This is a genomic window from Streptomyces sp. NPDC048331 (genome assembly GCF_043201215.1).
In the GTDB taxonomy this organism is placed as follows: domain Bacteria; phylum Actinomycetota; class Actinomycetes; order Streptomycetales; family Streptomycetaceae; genus Streptomyces.
In genome coordinates, this window is the sequence record NZ_JBICYT010000003.1 from 371,587 (window position 1) to 389,284 (window position 17,698).

At 72.8% G+C, this 17,698-nt stretch carries 17 protein-coding genes; 7 read left to right on the top strand and 10 right to left on the bottom strand.

What is annotated here, in order from left to right; genetic code table 11:
- Positions 1–85: 85 nt before the first annotated feature.
- The 9 genes from ACGFYY_RS07645 to ACGFYY_RS07685 form a co-directional block, all read right to left on the bottom strand.
- The gene (locus ACGFYY_RS07645) at positions 86–1,180 is read right to left on the bottom strand and encodes a glycine betaine/L-proline ABC transporter ATP-binding protein (protein WP_393707572.1); all 1,095 of its coding nucleotides are present in this window, start codon (positions 1,178–1,180) and stop codon (positions 86–88) included.
- The gene (locus tag ACGFYY_RS07650) at positions 1,177–2,733 is read right to left on the bottom strand and encodes a GMC family oxidoreductase (RefSeq protein ID WP_393707573.1); all 1,557 of its coding nucleotides are present in this window, start codon (positions 2,731–2,733) and stop codon (positions 1,177–1,179) included. The genes ACGFYY_RS07645 and ACGFYY_RS07650 overlap by 4 nt, the downstream gene beginning before the upstream one ends.
- A 2-nt stretch (positions 2,734–2,735) precedes the next feature.
- Complete coding sequence (locus tag ACGFYY_RS07655; protein WP_393707574.1) at positions 2,736–4,238, bottom strand: aldehyde dehydrogenase family protein; 1,503 nt, start codon at positions 4,236–4,238, stop codon at positions 2,736–2,738.
- Positions 4,239–4,665: 427 nt separating this feature from the next.
- Positions 4,666–5,391: a dienelactone hydrolase family protein gene (locus ACGFYY_RS07660; RefSeq protein ID WP_393707575.1), complete on the bottom strand. Its 726-nt coding sequence runs from the start codon at positions 5,389–5,391 to the stop codon at positions 4,666–4,668.
- Between the two features lie 121 nt (positions 5,392–5,512).
- Positions 5,513–5,977, bottom strand: coding sequence for a hypothetical protein (locus tag ACGFYY_RS07665; RefSeq protein WP_393707576.1), 465 nt, complete (start codon positions 5,975–5,977; stop codon positions 5,513–5,515).
- 3 nt (positions 5,978–5,980) lie between these two features.
- Positions 5,981–7,342: a hypothetical protein gene (locus ACGFYY_RS07670; protein WP_393707577.1), complete on the bottom strand. Its 1,362-nt coding sequence runs from the start codon at positions 7,340–7,342 to the stop codon at positions 5,981–5,983.
- The gene (locus tag ACGFYY_RS07675) at positions 7,342–7,779 is read right to left on the bottom strand and encodes a hypothetical protein (RefSeq protein WP_365270080.1); all 438 of its coding nucleotides are present in this window, start codon (positions 7,777–7,779) and stop codon (positions 7,342–7,344) included. Before ACGFYY_RS07675 ends, ACGFYY_RS07670 begins: the two co-directional genes overlap by 1 nt.
- 94 nt (positions 7,780–7,873) lie before the next feature.
- Complete coding sequence (locus ACGFYY_RS07680) at positions 7,874–8,908, bottom strand: DUF6745 domain-containing protein (protein WP_393707640.1); 1,035 nt, start codon at positions 8,906–8,908, stop codon at positions 7,874–7,876.
- Between the two features lie 34 nt (positions 8,909–8,942).
- The gene (locus tag ACGFYY_RS07685; protein ID WP_365270083.1) at positions 8,943–9,269 is read right to left on the bottom strand and encodes a hypothetical protein; all 327 of its coding nucleotides are present in this window, start codon (positions 9,267–9,269) and stop codon (positions 8,943–8,945) included.
- A 114-nt stretch (positions 9,270–9,383) separates the two neighbouring features.
- Here ACGFYY_RS07685 and ACGFYY_RS07690 point away from each other — a divergent pair, with 114 nt between their 5' ends.
- From ACGFYY_RS07690 to ACGFYY_RS07715, 6 genes are all read left to right on the top strand, one after another.
- Positions 9,384–9,794: a hypothetical protein gene (locus ACGFYY_RS07690; RefSeq protein ID WP_393707578.1), complete on the top strand. Its 411-nt coding sequence runs from the start codon at positions 9,384–9,386 to the stop codon at positions 9,792–9,794.
- Positions 9,795–9,912: 118 nt separating this feature from the next.
- Positions 9,913–10,872, top strand: a complete 960-nt coding sequence (locus ACGFYY_RS07695) for an STM4015 family protein (RefSeq protein ID WP_365270089.1) — start codon at positions 9,913–9,915, stop codon at positions 10,870–10,872.
- 13 nt (positions 10,873–10,885) lie between these two features.
- A complete protein-coding gene (locus ACGFYY_RS07700) occupies positions 10,886–11,986 on the top strand; it encodes an STM4014 family protein (protein ID WP_393707579.1) in 1,101 nt (366 codons plus the stop codon).
- 48 nt (positions 11,987–12,034) lie between these two features.
- The gene (locus ACGFYY_RS07705; RefSeq protein ID WP_393707641.1) at positions 12,035–12,841 is read left to right on the top strand and encodes an STM4013/SEN3800 family hydrolase; all 807 of its coding nucleotides are present in this window, start codon (positions 12,035–12,037) and stop codon (positions 12,839–12,841) included.
- On the top strand, positions 12,838–14,202 hold the full coding sequence (locus ACGFYY_RS07710; protein ID WP_393707580.1) for an STM4012 family radical SAM protein: 1,365 nt from the start codon (positions 12,838–12,840) through the stop codon (positions 14,200–14,202). The genes ACGFYY_RS07705 and ACGFYY_RS07710 overlap by 4 nt, the downstream gene beginning before the upstream one ends.
- A gap of 5 nt (positions 14,203–14,207) precedes the next feature.
- Positions 14,208–15,137, top strand: coding sequence for an STM4011 family radical SAM protein (locus tag ACGFYY_RS07715; RefSeq protein WP_393707581.1), 930 nt, complete (start codon positions 14,208–14,210; stop codon positions 15,135–15,137).
- Here ACGFYY_RS07715 and ACGFYY_RS07720 read toward each other — a convergent pair.
- Entirely contained in the window at positions 15,082–16,281 is a 1,200-nt protein-coding gene (locus tag ACGFYY_RS07720; protein WP_393707582.1) for an amidohydrolase family protein, read from the bottom strand. The two genes, ACGFYY_RS07715 and ACGFYY_RS07720, sit on opposite strands and share 56 nt — an antisense overlap.
- 232 nt (positions 16,282–16,513) lie before the next feature.
- On the opposite strand from ACGFYY_RS07720, the gene ACGFYY_RS07725 reads away from it, so the two are divergent.
- Positions 16,514–17,608 (top strand): alpha/beta hydrolase-fold protein, encoded by a 1,095-nt coding sequence (locus ACGFYY_RS07725; RefSeq protein WP_393707583.1) that lies wholly within the window; start codon positions 16,514–16,516, stop codon positions 17,606–17,608.
- Positions 17,609–17,698 lie beyond the last annotated feature (90 nt).

Below are 17,698 nucleotides of genomic sequence, written 5' to 3' on the forward strand. Positions count from 1 at the left end.
CCGCACCGCCCGGCGTGGGTCGCCGCAGCGGCGGCGGTCATAGCGGTCCTGCCGCACGGCGGCGGCCAGGTCGTATGGTCGTACATCAGGCCACCGCCTTCCCGGTCGAGGTCGGGACCCCGGCGACGACGCCGAGGAGTCCCGCCTGGTCGACCACGCCGAGGCACCTGCCGTCCTCGACGACCCGCGCGTTCTCGCCGGTACGGGCGACGGCCTCGATGGCCTCGTGAACGGTGGCGCTCGGGGCGAGTGCCGGGCCCGTGGCGTCGGACTCGGCGGCGAGAGCGGGGCGCATCGCCGAGCGGACGGTGAGCACCTGCTCGCGCGGCACGTCCCGGACGAAGTCCCTGACGTAGTCGTCGGCGGGGGATCCGACGATCTCCTCCGGCGTGCCGAGCTGGACGATCCGGCCGTCGCGCATGAGCGCGATGCGGTCGCCGAGCTTCAGCGCCTCGTTCAGGTCGTGCGTGATGAAGACCATCGTGCGTCCCTCCTCCCGGTGCAGGCGTACGACCTCTTCCTGCATGTCCCGGCGGATGAGCGGGTCCAGCGCGCTGAACGGCTCGTCGAACAGCAGGACTTCGGGGTCCACGGCCAGGGCGCGGGCCAGTCCTACGCGCTGCTGCTGACCGCCGGACAGCTGGCTCGGCCGGCGGTGCTCCATGCCGTCCAGGCCGACCTTGGCGACGAACTCGGCCGCGCGTTCCCGCCGTTCACCGCGTCCCACGCCCTGGATCTCCAGCCCGTAGGCGATGTTGTCGAGCACCGTCCGGTGCGGGAGCAGCCCGAAGTGCTGGAAGACCATGGCCGCCCGGTGTCGGCGTAGCTCGCGGAGCCGGCCGGTGTCCATGGACAGCACGTCCTCTCCGTCGATGGAGATCGTGCCCGAGGTCGGTTCGATGAGCCGGGTGAGGCAGCGTACGAGCGTCGACTTGCCGGAGCCGGAGAGGCCCATCACGACGAACACCTCGCCCTTGCGGACGTCGAAGGAGACATCGCGGACGGCGGCGGTGCAGCCGGTACGCTCGCGCAGCTCGGCGGCGTCGAGGGCCCCGAGCTCCTGGTCGGCGGGCACGCGGTCGGCCTTCGGGCCGAACACCTTCCACAGGTCGCGCACGGAGAAGACGGACTCCGCGGTCGCGTCCGGCGTCTTCGTCAGGGGGGTTACGAGGTGGTTCATCGGGTGGTTCCTCCCAGCAGGTCGGCGCATTTCTCGCCGACCATGAGCACGCCGATCATGGGATTCACGGCGGTCATGGTGGGGAAAACTGACGCGTCGGCTATCCGGATGCCGTCGAGGCCCCGGATCTTCAGGTCGGGTGAGACGACGGCGAGTTCGTCGTCCGCGGCCCCCATGCGGCAGGTGCCGGCCGGGTGGTAGACGGTGTGCGCGACCTGGCGGGCGTACGCGCTGAGTTCCTCGTCGGAGGTCACCTCGGGGCCCGGGCACACCTCGCGCTTGAGCCAGCCGGCCAGCGGTTCGCTCGCCGCGATCTGTCGGGCGATGCGGATCCCGTCGACGAGGGTCCGTCCGTCGTAGTCGTCCTCGTCGGTGAAGTACCGGAAGTCGAGCGCGGGCTTGACCTCGGGGTCGGCGCTCGTCAGGTAGAGCCGGCCGCGGCTGCGCGGCTTGGGGATGTTCGGGGTCATCGACACGCCGTGCGCGGGCCGTTCGTAGCCCAGGCGCTCCGGATTGTCGGTGAAGGGGATCTGGTAGAAGTGGAACATCAGGTCCGGGCCCTCGGCCGCCGGGTCCCGGCGGACGAACAGCCCGGCGTCGGAGTCCATCGCGGAGTTCTCCGGGATCGGCCCGTGGGTCTCCCACACGATGACCGACTCGGGGTGGTCGAGCAGGTTCTCCCCGACTCCCGGCAGGTCGTGCACGACCGGGATACCGAGCTTCTCCAGGTCGGCGCGCGGCCCGATGCCGGAGTGCAGCAGCAGGCGCGGGGTGTCCACGGCCCCGGCGCACACGAGGACCTCGCGCCGGGCGCGCACGACGTGCTCCGCGCCCTCCTTGGTACGGATGTGCACGCCGGTGGCGCGGGCGCCTTCCAGTTCCAGCCGGAACGCCCAGGTCTCCAGGGCGATGTGCAGGTTGGGCCGGTCCAGGAACGGGTGCAGGTAGGCGACGGAGGCCGACGAGCGCTTGTTGTTCTCCGGGTGGTAGGCGAGGTCGAAGAAGCCGGCGCCCTCGTGGAAGGGGGCCTTGTTGAAGCCCTCGACCCGCGGCACACCGAGTGCGGTCCGCGCCGCGTCGACGAAGTCCCGGGCGATCGCGTTCCGGTCGGCCTCGCCGACGGGGACGATGTTGTTGCGCAGCCGGTCGAAGTAGGGGTCCATGGCCGCCGCGTCCCACCCGTCGGCACCGGCCTCGGCCCACTCGTCCCAGTCGGAGGGAAGGGGCTTGAAGGCGATGAGGGTGTTGTGCGAGGAACAGCCGCCCAGCACCCGCGCGCGGCTGTGGCGGATGTGCGAGTTGCCACGGGGCTGCTCGGTGGTGGGGTAGTCGTAGTCGAGCTCACCGCCGAGCAGGCCCATCCAGCGGCGCAGGGTGAGGACGTCGTCGCGGCCGACGTCGCTGGGGCCGCCCTCGATGACGGCGACGCTGACGTCCGGGTCCTCGGTCAGCCGGGAGGCGATGACGGAGCCGGCGGTGCCACCGCCGACGACGACATAGTCGTACACGTGCTGGTCGTTCACCTGCTGGTCGTTCATGTGCTGGTCGTTCATGTTCAGCCCTTCGCCGTCGCGCCCGCGAACCAGCGCACGGGGCGCGGGGCGAGGTTCTGGTAGATGTGCTTGGCCTCGCGGTATTCGGCGAAGCCGCCGGGGCCCAGCTCGCGGCCGATGCCGGACTTCCCGAAGCCGCCCCATTCCGCCTGCGGCAGGTAGGGGTGGAAGTCGTTGATCCAGACGGTGCCGTGCCGCAGCAGGCCGGCGACCCGTCGGGCCCGGTGTTCGTCGGAGGTCCAGACCGCTCCGGCGAGGCCGTACTCGGTGTCGTTGGCGAGGGCGACGGCCTCTTCCTCGGTGCGGAAGGTCTCGACGGTGAGGACGGGGCCGAAGACCTCTTCGCGGACGACGCGCATGCCGCGGTGGCACCGGTCGAGGACCGTGGGCCGGAAGAAGTAGCCGGGACCGGCCGGCCTTCCGCCGCCCGCGCGCAGGACCGCGCCCTCGCCGATGGCGGAGGCCACGTACGCCTCGGTCCGCGCCAGCTGGGCCGCGGAGACGAGCGGACCGCACTCGACGCCCTGGTCGGTTCCGCGTCCCAGCCGGATCAGTTCGGCCCGGCGGGCGAGCTCGGCGACGAACCGGTCGCGCAGCGGTTCCTCGATGATGAGGCGGGAGCCGGCGGAGCAGACCTGGCCACTGTGGATGAAGGCGGCGTTGAGCGCCTGGTCGACGGCGGTGTCGAAGCCCTCGGGCGTCGAACAGGCGTCGGCGAAGACGACGTTGGGGTTCTTGCCACCCAGTTCGAGGGCGACCTTCTTCACGCTGTCGGCGGCGGACCGGGCGACCTTGGTACCGCTGACGAGACCACCCGTGAACGAGACGAGGTCCACGTCGGGGTGCTCGGCGAGGCGGGCGCCGACCGTGTCGCCGGGACCGGTGACGATGTTGGCCGCACCGAGCGGGAGTCCGGCCTCCAGGAGCAGTTCGACCAGCACCACGGTGGTCAGCGGGGTGATCTCGCTGGGCTTGATCACGAAGGTGTTGCCGGCGGCGAGCGCCGGCGCGATCTTCCAGCTGGCCTGGAGCAGCGGATAGTTCCAAGGGGTGATGAGGGCGCAGACGCCGACCGGCTCGTGCACGACGACGCTGTGGATCTCGGTCGAACCGGCGTCGACGATCCGTCCGCCGTCCTCCTTCTCCACGAGGTCGGCGAAGTACAGGAAGGCGTCGCGGACGCAGTCGACGTCGACGCGGCCCTCTTCGAGGGTCTTGCCCGCGTCCCGGCTCTCCAGGGCGCCGATCCGCTCCCGGTCGCGCTCCAGCAGTGCGGCGACCCTACGCAGGAGGGCGGCCCGCTCGGCGACGGGCGTGCGCGGCCAGGCACCGGCGTCGAAGGCGGCCCGTGCGGCGGCCACGGCGTCGTCGGTGTCCAGGACACCGCCTTCCGCCACGACCTCGAAGGGCGTCGCGTCGACGGGGTCGATGATCTCGCGCGTGGCCCCGGACAGGGCTGCGCGCCACTCTCCGCCCACGTGGATGGTCTGCTGTGCTGCCGTCACGGTACGTATTGCCTTTCGTTCCTTTGAGTCCCCCTGTCGGTCAGACCGACTTGATCCGGCCGCCTGCCCCGACTCCCGGAATCCATGCGCAATGCATTGCGGAGAGTGTGCTGGTTCACTCTCAAAAACACCCCAAATATGGACATGCGACACATGTCTCCCACGCGAGGCCGACGTACCGGGCGGCCGGGGTGGGTGCGGGAGGGATGGGTGCGGAAAGGGTGGCTGCGGGAGCTGCCGCAGCCGAGTCGGTGTCGTGCCCCGGCCGGTCTTCCGTGTGGAGGGGAAGGCCGTGCGGCCGGTCCGCGGGTTCCTGATCGGCTTCATCGCCGGGGAGGATCGGCCGGGCGGCGTGAGCAGGTCCACAAAGGTGCGGGGCTTCGTGCCCTGGCTCAGGGCCGCGACGAAGCCCCGCGGGTCGACCGGATCACTCCGTGCCGGTCAGGCACTCGGCGAGCAGGTCGACGACGTCGCGCCAGGCTCGCCGCGCGTGCCGGGGGTGGTAGCCGACGCCGGGAACCACGGGGTGGTCGACCGGCGGGTGGTGGAAGGCGTGCAAGGCGCCGCCGTAGACCACGAGGCGCCAGTCGACGCCCGCGGCCCGCATCTCTTCGGTGAACGCGACCCGTTGCGCGGGCGGCATGATCGGGTCTTCCGACCCGACCCCGGCCCACACCGGGCAGCGAATGCGCGCCGCCTCGCCCGGTCGGCCCGTGGTCAGCGCGTTGATGGTCCCGATGGCGCGCAGGTCGACGCCGTCGCGCCCGAGTTCCAGCCCGACGGCGCCCCCGGTGCCGTAGCCGACGGCGGCGATCCGGTCGGGGTCGGTCCGCGGCTCGGCGCGCAACACGTCGAGCGCCGCGTGACCGATCCCCCGCATCCGGTCGGGGTCGGCGAGCAGCGGCATGCAACGGGCCAGCATCTCCTCGGGGTCACCCAGATAGCGCCCGCCGTGCAGGTCGAAGGCCAACGCCACGTATCCCAGCTCGGCGAGAGCATCGGCCCGGCGGCGCTCGACATCGCTGAGCCCCATGCCCTCCGGCCCGAGCAGCACCGCGGGCCGGCGATCGACTCCGGCCGGGAGTGCGAGGTGCCCGACCATCGTCAGACCGTCTGCCGGGTACGCGACCGTGCGCGTGGTGATCGTCGTCATGCGACCGGACGGTAGTGATCGTCCAGTCCGGTCGGGCCCCTTTTCTGCCGCCGGCAGAGGCGGGTGTTCCTCTGCGACAGGGCGACGGCCCCTCCTCGACCTCCCGTCGCCCGCGCCGGGGCTACTTCTCCACGATCGGCTCCAGCACCACGGAACCGGGCAGGGCCGCGGCCATGTCGTGGGCGTAGACCCCGGGCCGCACCCAGATGAACCAGTTTCCGGCGGCGACGAAGGTGTGCCGGTAGGCCCGACGCCCTGTGGCGATCGAATCGCCGACCTCGTCCCGGCTGAACCGGTCCGGGCTCAGCACCTTGACCTCGTTGTAGACGGTCGTCCCGCGGTGCTGCACCTCGCAGGTGGCGTTCGACCCGTACGCGTAGTGGTTGACCAACGTGGTTCTGCAGTCGAATCCGCCCTTCACCAGAGCGGCGACGACGTCTTCGGCCGTCGCGTACTCCGGTCCGGTCGGCACCTCGCTCGGCATCGGCGTCAGCGGCCGGGGACCCTTGTCACCGCCGACGAGACCGCATCCGCTCAGGGTCAGCACGAGACACAGCAGCAGCGGGACGGTCTTCCGTGTGCGCATGCGTCAGTTGCTCCTCGGCGGTGTGGGTGCCGGACCCGGGCTCGGGGAAGGGGTACCGGGCTCCGCGGGACCGGTGCCCGTACCGGTGTGCGGTCCTCCGCCCTCATGGTAGATCGGGTCGATGGAGACGTGGTGGCCGGCCGGCGTCTGCGACTCCAGCTGCCGCACGGCGGTGGCCCGCTGCTCGTCCGTCAGCGCGTACCAGGCCATCGCATCGTCCAGGTGCGGCTCCACCTTGTCCCAGTTCCCTCCCCGGGCCTTGATGTCGCCTCCCCGGCTGCCCGACTCGTCACCGTACTGCTCGTTGAGCTCCCGGACCTCCGGGGTGTCCGCCGCGTACAGGGTGAAGAGCTGCTTGTCGGTCCTCGCGCCGTAGGGGTTCTCCTGGAGGTCCTTGAGGAGATACGCGCTCATGCGGATGTTCTCGTCCGGGTTCTCCTCGATGTACTTGGTGAGTTCCGCGTCGCCGAGGCTCCCGAGGTACGTCCCGTCGGGAAGTGTGAACGCCTCCTGGTTCTGCCGCATCACCTCCCTCGCCGTGTCCGGCTTCATGTGCGTGATACCGAGGGACTTGTCGGGCTTGAGGGACTGCTGGAGCGTCCAGTCGAAGATCCGCCCCACCTGGGCCAGCGGGCCGGTCAGGCCGGGGCTGAAGTTCTGGTACCACTGCTGTTCCTGCCACAGGATCGCCAGCAGCAGCTTTCGACTGATGCCCGTCTCGGCCGATGCCCGGTTCACCGCGGCGAACTGCGCCGGGGGGACGTTGATCGGGTGCAGGCCGTCGGTGCCGCCCGAGAGGGACAGGGCGATGGCGAGCGGGGAGCCCGGGGTCAGGGCCTCCTTGGCCAGGGCCGGATCGGAGATGGCGGTCAGGCCCTCGATCGTGCGCAGGGCGCTCGCCGCGTCCACGTCGGCCTGGGTGGCCTTGCGCAGGGCCTCGACGATGATCCCCTGCGCGTGGTTGACCGGTTCGAGGTGCTCGGTGCTGCCCGCGGGAACCATGACGGGGCGCGACAGTTGGACCCGGCCGCTGTCGTCGACCTTCAGCTCGTGGGTGCGGGCATAGTCCAGGGCGCTGTTGAGGTCCCGCTGCGCCCCCACGATCGCGTCTGCCAGGTCGTCGTAGACCTTCGCCATCGCGCGCAGGGCCAGCCCGGACGTCTCGTAGTCGTCGGCGTGCTTCACGAACCGTTCGGTGGCGGCTCGGCCGGACTCGCCGGTCCAGCACCGGCTGACGGTGCGGGCGACGTCCTGGCGCGCGTAGGTGGCGAGGCCGTCGCACTCCTTCGCCACGGCCACCGCGTCGTCGGCGGCGGTCCGCCACTTCTGCGGGTCGGCCTGCTTCAGCTCGGGGACGGATACCATCAGGAGTCCTCCAGTACGCCACCGGCCGCGCGCAGTCGGTCCGCTATCGCCCGGTCCTCGGCGGTGATGCCGTTCGCTCCCGTGGTCAGGGCGTCGGCCGCATCGTCGACGAGGTCCGCGAGCTGTTTCAGCCTGCGCTGCCAGCCGGCCACGCAGTCGTTGCTCGCCGGACCGGCCGCCCATCCGGAGTGGCTCTTGCCCACGGCTTCGGCGTCGTCGAGCGTGGACCTGCCCCGCGCCTCCGCGTTCGCCGTACGGAGGCCGGACGCCTTGGAGTGCACGGGTCCGGCGGACAGGCCGAGGTCCGGCTTTCCCCCGAACGGGGCCGAGGTCGGACCGGGTTGCGGAGTCGGTCCGGGCGACGGTTCGGCCGAGGCGAGGCGCATCGCCGCCTCCCCCTTGGCCCGTGTCCACTCCGCGTCGAATTCGAACGTCATTTCCCTAGCCTCGCACACCCGGATTGCCCCTGCCGCACCCCTTTCTGACCGGCCATCACGCCGGATCGTGCGACGTTCACCCGCCGATGTCGGATCACGTCTGCCGAAGCGGTGCGTACGCCTCGGGTTCGAGACCGAATGTCCAGGCCACTCCCTGACGGGCCGTACGGGTCGTCGGCGGCACCCGCAGCCAGTAGGTACGGCTGGTGCCGTCCGGCTCGGGTGTCGAGTTGACGACCTCCACCATCACGACGGGCTCGTCGTCCGGCATGGGTATCCGCCACAGGACACCCGTCTCGTCCTGGTACACGGGGGTGGCACCGGACTCCCGCAGATAGCGGTCGTACCCGTAGAACTCCAGCATCACGCGCCGCAGTTCGGCGTTCTCCTCCTCCCGGATCCGCTCCGGCGTCAGCGTGCCCAGTCCCGCCAGGAATTCGGCCGGAACGGGCATGCCCCGCCAGGCGTGCAGGGCGAACCCGTCAGGGAACGCCAGTGCCGGGCCGTCCCCGCGGTCCAGCCTGCCCGCCTCGTCGCGGTGCAGCTCCACCGGGCGCTCGCACAGCACGGCCACCCGTTCGTAGGGCCACCACCAGCCGGCCGATCCGGCCAGGAGCGCGAGCCCGTGCAGAGGGGTGCCCTCCTGTGTGTCGAACGCGCACAGCCAGGCCGCGTCGTGCTGTCCGAGTACCGCGTCCAGGAGCAGCAGCCGCAGCGAGCGCTCCGCGGCCACGGGTTCGGCGGCCCCGGCCGTCAACTCCTCGACGAGACCGCTGCGGACCCGGTCCGCAAGGCGTTCCGTGTGCTCCCACAGGCGGGCGCCCGTCGCTCCCCAGTGCCGGCCCCATCCCTGCGGGCCGAGCCGCCGCTGCGCGCGGTCCCGTTCGGCCGCCCACGGCGCGCTGCGCACCGCCTCCCGTACGCCGCGCCCGCGCGCGGCCGGCCCGCACGGCCCGTCGTCCGCGCCGAGCAGACGCACCGCGGCCCGGGGCGAGTTCGTCCAGACGATCCGCTCCGGCTCCACCAGCCCCGCGGCTCTGTAGGCGAGGCGCACCCCGGCCTCCGCGGCCGCCCGATCGGCCGGCCCGGTGGCCGCCGCGGCGGCCCTCCACACGTCGATGTCCGTCAACACGATCCTGATCCCCCCACTGTCCGACACGCTGTCAGTCCGCCACGATCCGTACCGCTCCCGGGATGTACTCCCGCTGCCGCACCACCCGGTACCAGCCCTTGGGCAGCGGTATCGCGGCGTGCTCCTCGTGCACCACCCGCCCGCCGTCCGGCAGATGCAGCAGCATCGGGCCGAAGATTCCCGGCTCGCGGACGAGCCGGCCGGGCCCGAGCACGGCGTGCGCGTGCCCGGTGACCTCGCCGAGCGCGAGGACCATCCGGCCCCGCCCGTCCCGCGGTTCCTGCTCGGCGTCGACCGCGTGCGGCGGTACCGCCGACTCGTCGAGCGGCACGATGAGCACGTCCCCCTGCCGGTACATGGGTGTCCCCTTCCCCCCGCGCCGCCCGGTGCGCCGCGTTCTTCTCCGAAGGTAGGGCGCGGGTCTGACAACGGCCCTCCGCCCGCCGGTGTCGGCCGCCGGTGCCGTGCCGTCGTGGATGATGAGGCGGTGTTCGTCCGTACGGAGATCCTGCCGCAGGCCCCTCGGCACCACATGACCGTTCGGGTGCACACCCCCGTCGGGTCCGCCGTGGTGCTCTGGCGCGGCGATCCGCGCGAAGCCGACGGTCGGCACCTCGTCGAATGGACCGTCGACGCGGACATCCACTGGGACCGGAACACCCGTCCGGTCGCCGCCACCGGGCCGGAGCTCCGGCAGGAAGGCGACCGGGTGTTCCTGCGCGGCCGGCTCCACCTGACCGAGGACGGAGCCGCCCGCCTCGAGATGGGTGACGGGTCCGTGCTGTTCGACCTGGCATCACCCGTCCCCGGCGACGCGGACGGGTCCTGGGTGGAGATCGGCGTCGGATCGCGGGACGTCGCTCTCCACCCCTACCGGGTCTGACCGGACCACTTCCAAGGTCTCGGCCGCCCGCGCCGCCCCCTGCCTCGGCCTCTGTCAGTGGCCCTTGGTACAACTTGCAGCACATCGGACGCGACAGGCGAGGAACGGCGGGCACCCCATGAGTTACCCGAGACACCTGACGGAATCGTGCGGGCTGCCCGTCTTCGACTTCCCGACCCCGGAGGACGCGGAGACGACCCCGCTGCCCGCGGCGGACGCCGTCGCGTGGCGGATCTCCTGCGACAGCTACGACAGCGAGGAGAGCTGGACCGAGGCGTTCGCCCGGTTCGTCGCCGCGGTCGACACCACCCTGGTCCGTGCGATCGTGGTCGGCTCCTGGGAGGACGCCTACGAGACCGGGCCCGAGGAGATCATCGGCGCCCTCGTCGACGCGCGTACGCGGCTGCCCGCGCTCCGCGGCCTGTTCCTCGGGGACATGGAGTCCGAGCAGTGCGAGATCTCGTGGATCAACCAGAGTGACGTCGGCCCGCTCCTCGACGGGTTCCCGGAGCTGGAGCGGTTCGGCGTGCGCGGCGGCACCGGGCTGGTCTTCCCCGCCGTCACGCACCACAAGCTGCGCTCCCTGACCGTGGAGACGGGTGGCATGCCCGCCGAGGCGGTGCGTGGCGTGGCCGGCAGTGACCTGCCCGCCCTGGAGCACCTCGATCTGTGGCTCGGCACGGACAACTACGGCGGAGACGCGGCGATCACCGACGTGGCGCCGATCCTCGACGGCGACCGCCTGCCGCGTCTGCGTCACCTGGGGCTGCGCAACAGCGACATCCAGGACGAGATCGCCACGGCCGTCGCGTCCGCTCCGGTCGTCGCCCGCCTGGAGATCCTCGACCTGTCCATGGGCGTCCTCACCGAGCAGGGGGGCGCCGCCCTGCTCACCGGTCAGCCCCTGACGCACCTCAAGAAGCTGGACCTGCACCACAACTACCTCGGTGAGCCCCTGCGCGAGCGCCTCCAGGAGGTACTCGGCGGCGCCGGCGTCACTCTCGACCTCGACCGCGGCCGCGCCGACGAGGACGAGGACGACGGCCGGATCTGGCGCTACGTCGCCGTCGGCGAATAGCGCGTCGCGGACCATGACGGACCAGGCGCCACCGCCGCGCTGGGCGGTCGTCGGCAACCCGGAGAACCGGCGCGTCGCCCTGTTCTCCGGGGCGCTGCGCGACGCCGGGCTGCCCGCGCCACGTGTCGTGCCCTGGACGGATGTCCTGCGCGGCGGCGGCGCGGCCTTCGCCGCCGACGAGATCGTCCGGATCGAGTCGCCCGGGGAGAACGCGGAGGTGGACCGGCTCCTGCGCGGCGCGGGTGACCCCACCCGGGTCGAGGGCGGGGCCCGCTGGTACGCCGCCTTCACGGCGGCCGTCCGCTCGCTGACCGGCGGCCGGCGCCTCGACGACCCCGACGAACTGGCCGTCCTCTTCGACAAGCGGCTCTGCCACGAGACCCTCGCCCGCGCCCAGGTGCCCGTTCCGCGGTCGCCGACCTCCGGCGGCGGCGCTCCGGTGCAAGGCTGGGACGACGTACGGGCCCTGATGGCCGCGCACGGCATGCCGCGGGTGTTCCTGAAGCCCGCCCACGGGTCCTCGGCCTCGGGTGTGGTGGCCGTCGAAACGGCCGGCGGGGGCCGGATCAGGGCGACCACCTCCGTGGAGAGCGCGGAGGGCGGCCGGCTGCACAACTCCCTGCGGGTCCGGCTCCTCACCCGCGAGCCGGAGGTCGCCGCGCTGGTCGACGCCCTCGCCCCCGACGGACTCCACATGGAACGCTGGTGGCCCAAGGCCTCCCTCGGGGACGGGGCGACCGACCTGCGCGTGGTCGTCGTGGCCGGGCGGGCCACCCACGCCGTGGTGCGCACCAGCCGGACCCCCATGACCAACCTCCATCTCGGCGGCCGGCGCGGCGATCTCGCCGCCGTCGTCCGGGCGGCGGGTCCCGCCTGGGCCGAGGCGCTGCGGACCTGCGAGCGGGCCGCGGCCTGCTTCCCGGGCACCCTGTGCGTCGGTGTCGACCTGCTGCCCGCCGTCGGCTGGCGCCGGTTCGCCGTCGCCGAGGTCAACGCCTTCGGCGATCTGCTGCCGGGTCTGACCGGGCTGCCCGGCAACGGCGCCGAGGGCCAGGACACCTACGCCGCGCAAGTGGCGGCCGCCATCCGAAGACACGTACAGCACCACCCTTGAGGAACCACCGTGCACCCGCCTGAGATCCCATCGCTCCCGCTGCCCGACATGAACGAGGTCGTCGGCCGCGACGACCTGCTCCTGCTCACCCTGGACACCCTGCGCCACGACGTCGCCGTCGAACTGGCCGCCGCCGGGCGCATTCCGAACCTGGCCCGGCACCTGCCCGGGGGCGTCTGGGAGGAACGGCACGCTCCCGGCAGCTTCACCTACGCCTCGCACCAGGCGATGTTCGCCGGTTTCCTGCCCACCCCCGCCCGGCCCGGTCCTCATCCGCGCCTGTTCGCCGCCCGGTTCGCGGGCAGCGAGAGCACCGCCGGCCGTACCTACGTCTTCGACACCCCCGACCTGATCTCCGGCCTCGCCGCGGCCGGGTACCGCACGGTGTGCGTCGGCGGCGTCGGCTTCTTCAACAAGCAGGGCGCGCTGGGTGACGTGCTCCCGGGCATGTTCCAGGAGAGCCATTGGGAGCCGTCGTTCGGCGTCGCCTCCCCCACCTCCTTCGAGGCCCAGGTCGAGCGGGCCGAACAGGTCGTCGCCGCGCTCCCCGCCGAACAGCGGCTGTTCCTCTTCGTCAACGCCTCCGCGCTGCACCAGCCCAACTGGTTCCACCTCCCCGGCGCCACCGCCGAGGCGGGCGACACCCGTGCCACGCACGCCGCCGCCCTCGAATACATCGACCGGCACATCGGCCGGCTGCTCACCGCCATGAGCTCCCGCCGCCGGTGCTTCGCCATCGTCTGCTCCGACCACGGCACCACCTACGGCGACGACGGCTACACCGGCCACCGACTCGCCCACCAGGCCGTCTGGACCGTGCCGTACGCCCACTTCTTCCTGGAGCCGTCCGTATGACCGCCCTCGCGCCCGCCCCGACCGCGGCCACCGCACCGCCCGAGATCCGCCCGTACAGCGCCTACGTGTACGCCTACCCCCACAAGACGGCCTACCGCCCGCTGCCCGACCGGCCGGTACTGCGCGACCTGTGGCGCGACGAACGCAAGGACGCCCTCTCCCTCTACCTCCACATACCCTTCTGCGAGGTCCGCTGCGGCTTCTGCAACCTCTTCACCCGCATCGGCGCCCCCGACGGGCTCACCGGCCGCTACCTGGACGCCCTGGAGCGGCAGGCCGTCGCCGTCCGTGAGGCCCTCGGCGACGACGGTCCGGTCTCCTTCGCCAACGCGGCCTTCGGCGGTGGGACCCCCACTTTCCTGACGGCGCTCGAACTGGAACGGCTCTGCGACATCGCCGAGCGGCGGATGGGCGCCGATCTGCGCGCCGTCCCGCTGTCCGTCGAGACCTCCCCCGCCACCGCCACCGCGGACCGGCTCGCCGTCCTCGCCGAGCGCGGGGCCACCCGCGTCAGCATCGGCGTCCAGAGCTTCCTGCCCGACGAGGCCCGGGCGGCCGTACGCCCCCAGCGCCGCGCCGACGTCGAGGCGGCGCTCGGCCGGATCCGCGACGCCGGCGTCCCCGTCCTCAACATCGACCTCATCTACGGCATCGACGGCCAGACCCCCGCCACCTGGCGCACCTCCCTGGACGCCGCCCTGGCCTGGCGTCCCGAGGAGCTGTACCTGTACCCCCTGTACGTGCGTCCCCTCACCGGGCTCGCCCGGCGCACCGCGCTGACCGACCGGGCCTGGGACGAACAGCGTCTGAACCTCTACCGGCAGGGCCGCGACCACCTCCTCGCGCACGGCTACGAGCAGGTGTCGATGCGCATGTTCCGGCTGGCCGGTACGGCGCCCCAGGGACCGGACGACCACGCCTGCCAGACCGACGGCATGATCGGCCTGGGCTGCGGTGCCCGTTCCTACACCTCCGGCCTGCACTACTCGTTCGACTACGCGGTCGAGATGGGCGAGATCCGCGGGATCATCGACGACTACACCGCCACCGACGACTTCAGCCGCGCCGTCCACGGCCGGCCCACCGACGGCGACGAGGCGCGCCGCCGCCACCTCCTGCAGTCGCTGCTTCAGGCTCAGGGCATGCCGGTCGCCGACTACCGGGAGCGGTTCGGCACCGGCCCGCACGAGGACTTCCCCGCCGAACTGGCCGCGTTCGCCGCCCGCGGCTGGCTCGACCAGGGCGGCACGGGCCCGCTCCTGCGCCTCTCCCCCGAAGGTCTCGCCCACTCCGACGCGCTCGGCCCCGAGCTGTTCTCACCGGCCGTACGGGCCGCGATGGCCGCCTACGAGGCCAAGTAGCCGCCGTGGACCTGACCCTGCTCTACCGCGGACCGCTCGCCTCCTGCGACTACGACTGCCCGTACTGTCCCTTCGCCAAGCGGCGTGACACCACGGCCCAGCTGCGCGCCGACCGGGCCGCCCTCGAACGGTTCACCGGCTGGGCGCACTCCCGCTCCGGGGAGGACCGGCTCTCGATCCTGTTCACGCCGTGGGGCGAGGGGCTCGTCCGCTCCTGGTACCGCCGCGCCCTCGTCGACCTCTCGCACCGGCCGCACGTCGAGCGCGTGGCCATCCAGACCAACCTGAGCTGCCGCACGGACTGGCTCGCGGAGGCCGACCCCGCCACGCTCGCCCTGTGGTGCACCTACCATCCGGGGCAGACCCCGTACGACCGCTTCCTCACCAAGCTGCGCGACCTCGCCGACCGGGGCATCCGGCACAGCGTCGGCATCGTCGGCCTCCCCGAGAACCTGGAGCACGCCCGCCGGCTGCGCGCCGCCCTGCCGTCCCACGTCTACCTGTGGGTGAACGCGGCCGACGGCCACACGTACGGCGACGCCGAGGCCGAGACGTGGACCGCCCTCGATCCGTTGTTCCCGTACAGCCGGCACCCGCACCGCTCGGCCGGGCTGCCGTGCCGCACGGGCGAGTCGGTGATCTCGGTGGACGGAGACGGCACGGTCCGCCGCTGCCACTTCGTCCGTGCCGAGCTGGGCAATCTGTACGACGGCTCCTACCGGACCGCGCTCGGCCCCCGTCCGTGCCCGCTGACCACGTGCGACTGCCACATCGGCTACGTCCACCTGGAGACGCTGCCGCTCTACGACGTCTTCGCGGGCGGCGTCCTGGAACGTGTCCCGGCGGCCGGCCCGCCCACGGTGCCCGTGCCCCTCGTCCTCAGGAAGGGCCCGCCGACCGAGCGGCCGTCCGCCCACCGGCCACGACCATCCTGACCGCACGCAGTGCGGCGAGGTCGGTGAGCGGATCGCCGTCGACCACCAACAGGTCGGCCCGCAGTCCGGGCGCCAGTCGGCCGGTGTCGCCGTCGATCCCCAGGGCCCGCGCCGCGCCCGTCGTGGCCAGGTCGAGGATCTCGGCCGGATCGAGCCCGATGTGTCCGAAGAACTCCAGGCTGGAGACGAACCCGTCGAACACGGCGTGCGGGACGCCCGCGTCCGTGCCGGGCAGCAGCCGTACGCCGCGCTCCGCCATCCACCGGAGCCGGCCGAACATCTCCTCGGCCCGCTCACGACCGAACCGCTCGGCGAAACCCCGCCAGTCGGGGCTCGCCGCGGGGCAGACGGCGATACCGCGCGCCGCGATCGCGTCGACCAGGTCCTCACGGACGTCGAACCCGGTCCGCCCCATCCAGGTGCAGTGCTCGATGGTGTCCACGCCGGCGGCCACGGCGGCGGCGATGCCCTCGGTCCCGTGGGCGTGCGCGGCCACCGGCAAGCCCAGGCGCCGCGCCTCCGCCACGATCGATGCCAGCTCCACCGGGGTGAACTGGGCCTGCCAGCTGGGCGGTCCACCCTTGGTGATGCCTCCTCCGGTGGCCATCACCTTGATGAGGTCCACCCCGGCGGCGGCGTTGCGGCGGATCGCCGCGCGGATCGCGTCGACCCCCTCGACCTCGCCGCCCATGAACCAGCAGTGCCCGCCCGGGACGGTCACGGGTGTTCCGGCGGAGAGCAGGCGCGGCCCCGGCACGTGCCCGGCCGCGATCTCGTCCCGCAGCCGCACGGCGAGACCGCCCCGGTCGCCGAGATCGCGTGCGGTGGTCACGCCCGTGGCGAGCAACCGCCCCGCCCGCTCGGCCATCCCGGCGTAGAGCTCGGCGTCCGAGGCGGCCTGGAGGCAGGCCACGGGGTCGGGGCCGGCGTCGAGCGCGAGATGGACGTGGGAGTCGATCAGGCCGGGCAACAAGGTGCCGTCGGGGAAGGCCGATCGGGGCACGTCGGGCCCGGCCTGCGCCTCGACCTCCGTGCGCGGGCCGGCCGCCACGATCCGCCCCCCGTCGTACAGGACGGCCCCGTCGACGGTCACCCGCCCGCCAGGACCCGTCAGCGTCCGCCCCGCCGATACCACTGCCCGCACGATGCTCCTCACGCCGATCCACGTGCCCCCGCCGGCGCTGGGCGCCTCCGGAGATCCCCTCGAAGGTCATCCTCTCCCCGACCCTCGGCCGGGCCGTCACATTCGAGCCGCCGGCGGGCGGGCCGGCAGGACGGGGTGGTCTTCGGCGGCGATGACCGGTTTCCAGGCCCGACTCCACCGGAAGGACGATAAAGTTAGGGTCACCTCACTACGCCCCTCGCAAGGAGACTTCATGCCCGTGGAGCACGCCTTCACCGCATTCGGGCTGCCCGGTGAACCAGGTTCCGAGGAGTTCTGGGCGGCGGCGGGGGCTCCCGCGTCGGTGCCCGCCGACGGCGGTGGTTGGGTGACCCTGTTCCTGTGGCGGGGCTCCGCGGCCCGCATCGGCTTCGAGAGCTGGTCGCCGGAGGTCCCCCTGCGCCGCTGGAACGACACGGACTGCTGGTACGCCGAGGTCCGGATGCCCGCCCGGCTGCGGGTGACCTACCAGTTCCTCGTGGACGGCACCGCGTACGCCGATCCGTTCAACCCGGCCGGGGCGGGCGGTGACCGCTCCGTCGCCGCCACCCCGGACGCCCCGGCCCAGCCGCACTGGGCTGCCCTCGGGGCCGGCGCCGACGCCGTGCTGCCCCTCCCGCGGGCCCGGATCCGCTGGGCGAGCGAGCGGCTCGGTGGGCGGCGGACCGTACGGGTCCACCCGGCGGGCGGCGGCGGACCCGTGGTGCTGCTGCTGGACGGGGACGACTGGCTGTATCTGCACCCGGCCATGACGGCCTTCGACTCCGCCGTCGCGGCCGGCGAGATGCCGCCCGTCACCCTCGTCTTCCTGCCGACGCGGGACCGGGAGGCCGAGTTCGGGTGCGGGCCGGAGCTGTGGGAGGCGGTCCGGGACGAACTCCTGCCGCTGGTCGCGGAGTCCGGCGTACCCGCCGACGTGGGGCGTCCGGTGGTCGCCGGGCAGAGCCTCGGCGGACTGAGCGCGGTGTACGCGGCACTGGAGTTCCCCGACCTGGTGTCCCGGGTCGCCTGCCAGTCGGCGTCGTTGTGGTGGACGCCCGAGGCCGTGAAGTCGGCGGACCCGCTGGGCGGTCCGGTCGGCGGCTCCGTCGCCGCACGGCTACGGGAGCGCCGCCCCGACCTGTCCGGCCTGCGGATCGCCTTCGACGTGGGGGAACACGAGACGCGCATGCTGCCCCACTGCGAGCTGGTCGAGTCCCTGACCGAGCGGGCCGGAGCGAGCGTGCGGACCTCCCGGTCGGCGTCGGCCCACGACCGTGCGGGCTGGCGCCAGGCCCTGCTCCGGGACGTGGCCTGGGCGCTCGGCTGAGCGCGGTCCGGACGGGCGGCTCAACGAGTCGACGGGCCGGCGGGTCGACGGGCCGGCGGGTCGACGGGCCGGCGGCTCAACGGATCGACG

What these genes read in the sequence shown, in the direction of transcription:
- ACGFYY_RS07645 (WP_393707572.1), bottom strand. Translation starts at nt 1,180, where the DNA reads ATGAACCACCTCGTAACCCCCCTGACGAAGACGCCGGACGCGACCGCG.
- ACGFYY_RS07650 (WP_393707573.1), bottom strand. Translation starts at nt 2,733, where the DNA reads ATGAACGACCAGCACATGAACGACCAGCAGGTGAACGACCAGCACGTG.
- ACGFYY_RS07660 (WP_393707575.1), bottom strand. Translation starts at nt 5,391, where the DNA reads ATGACGACGATCACCACGCGCACGGTCGCGTACCCGGCAGACGGTCTG.
- ACGFYY_RS07665 (WP_393707576.1), bottom strand. Translation starts at nt 5,977, where the DNA reads ATGCGCACACGGAAGACCGTCCCGCTGCTGCTGTGTCTCGTGCTGACC.
- ACGFYY_RS07670 (WP_393707577.1), bottom strand. Translation starts at nt 7,342, where the DNA reads ATGGTATCCGTCCCCGAGCTGAAGCAGGCCGACCCGCAGAAGTGGCGG.
- ACGFYY_RS07675 (WP_365270080.1), bottom strand. Translation starts at nt 7,779, where the DNA reads ATGACGTTCGAATTCGACGCGGAGTGGACACGGGCCAAGGGGGAGGCG.
- ACGFYY_RS07685 (WP_365270083.1), bottom strand. Translation starts at nt 9,269, where the DNA reads ATGTACCGGCAGGGGGACGTGCTCATCGTGCCGCTCGACGAGTCGGCG.
- ACGFYY_RS07695 (WP_365270089.1), top strand. Translation starts at nt 9,913, where the DNA reads ATGAGTTACCCGAGACACCTGACGGAATCGTGCGGGCTGCCCGTCTTC.
- ACGFYY_RS07700 (WP_393707579.1), top strand. Translation starts at nt 10,886, where the DNA reads ATGACGGACCAGGCGCCACCGCCGCGCTGGGCGGTCGTCGGCAACCCG.
- ACGFYY_RS07705 (WP_393707641.1), top strand. Translation starts at nt 12,035, where the DNA reads ATGAACGAGGTCGTCGGCCGCGACGACCTGCTCCTGCTCACCCTGGAC.
- ACGFYY_RS07710 (WP_393707580.1), top strand. Translation starts at nt 12,838, where the DNA reads ATGACCGCCCTCGCGCCCGCCCCGACCGCGGCCACCGCACCGCCCGAG.
- ACGFYY_RS07725 (WP_393707583.1), top strand. Translation starts at nt 16,514, where the DNA reads ATGCCCGTGGAGCACGCCTTCACCGCATTCGGGCTGCCCGGTGAACCA.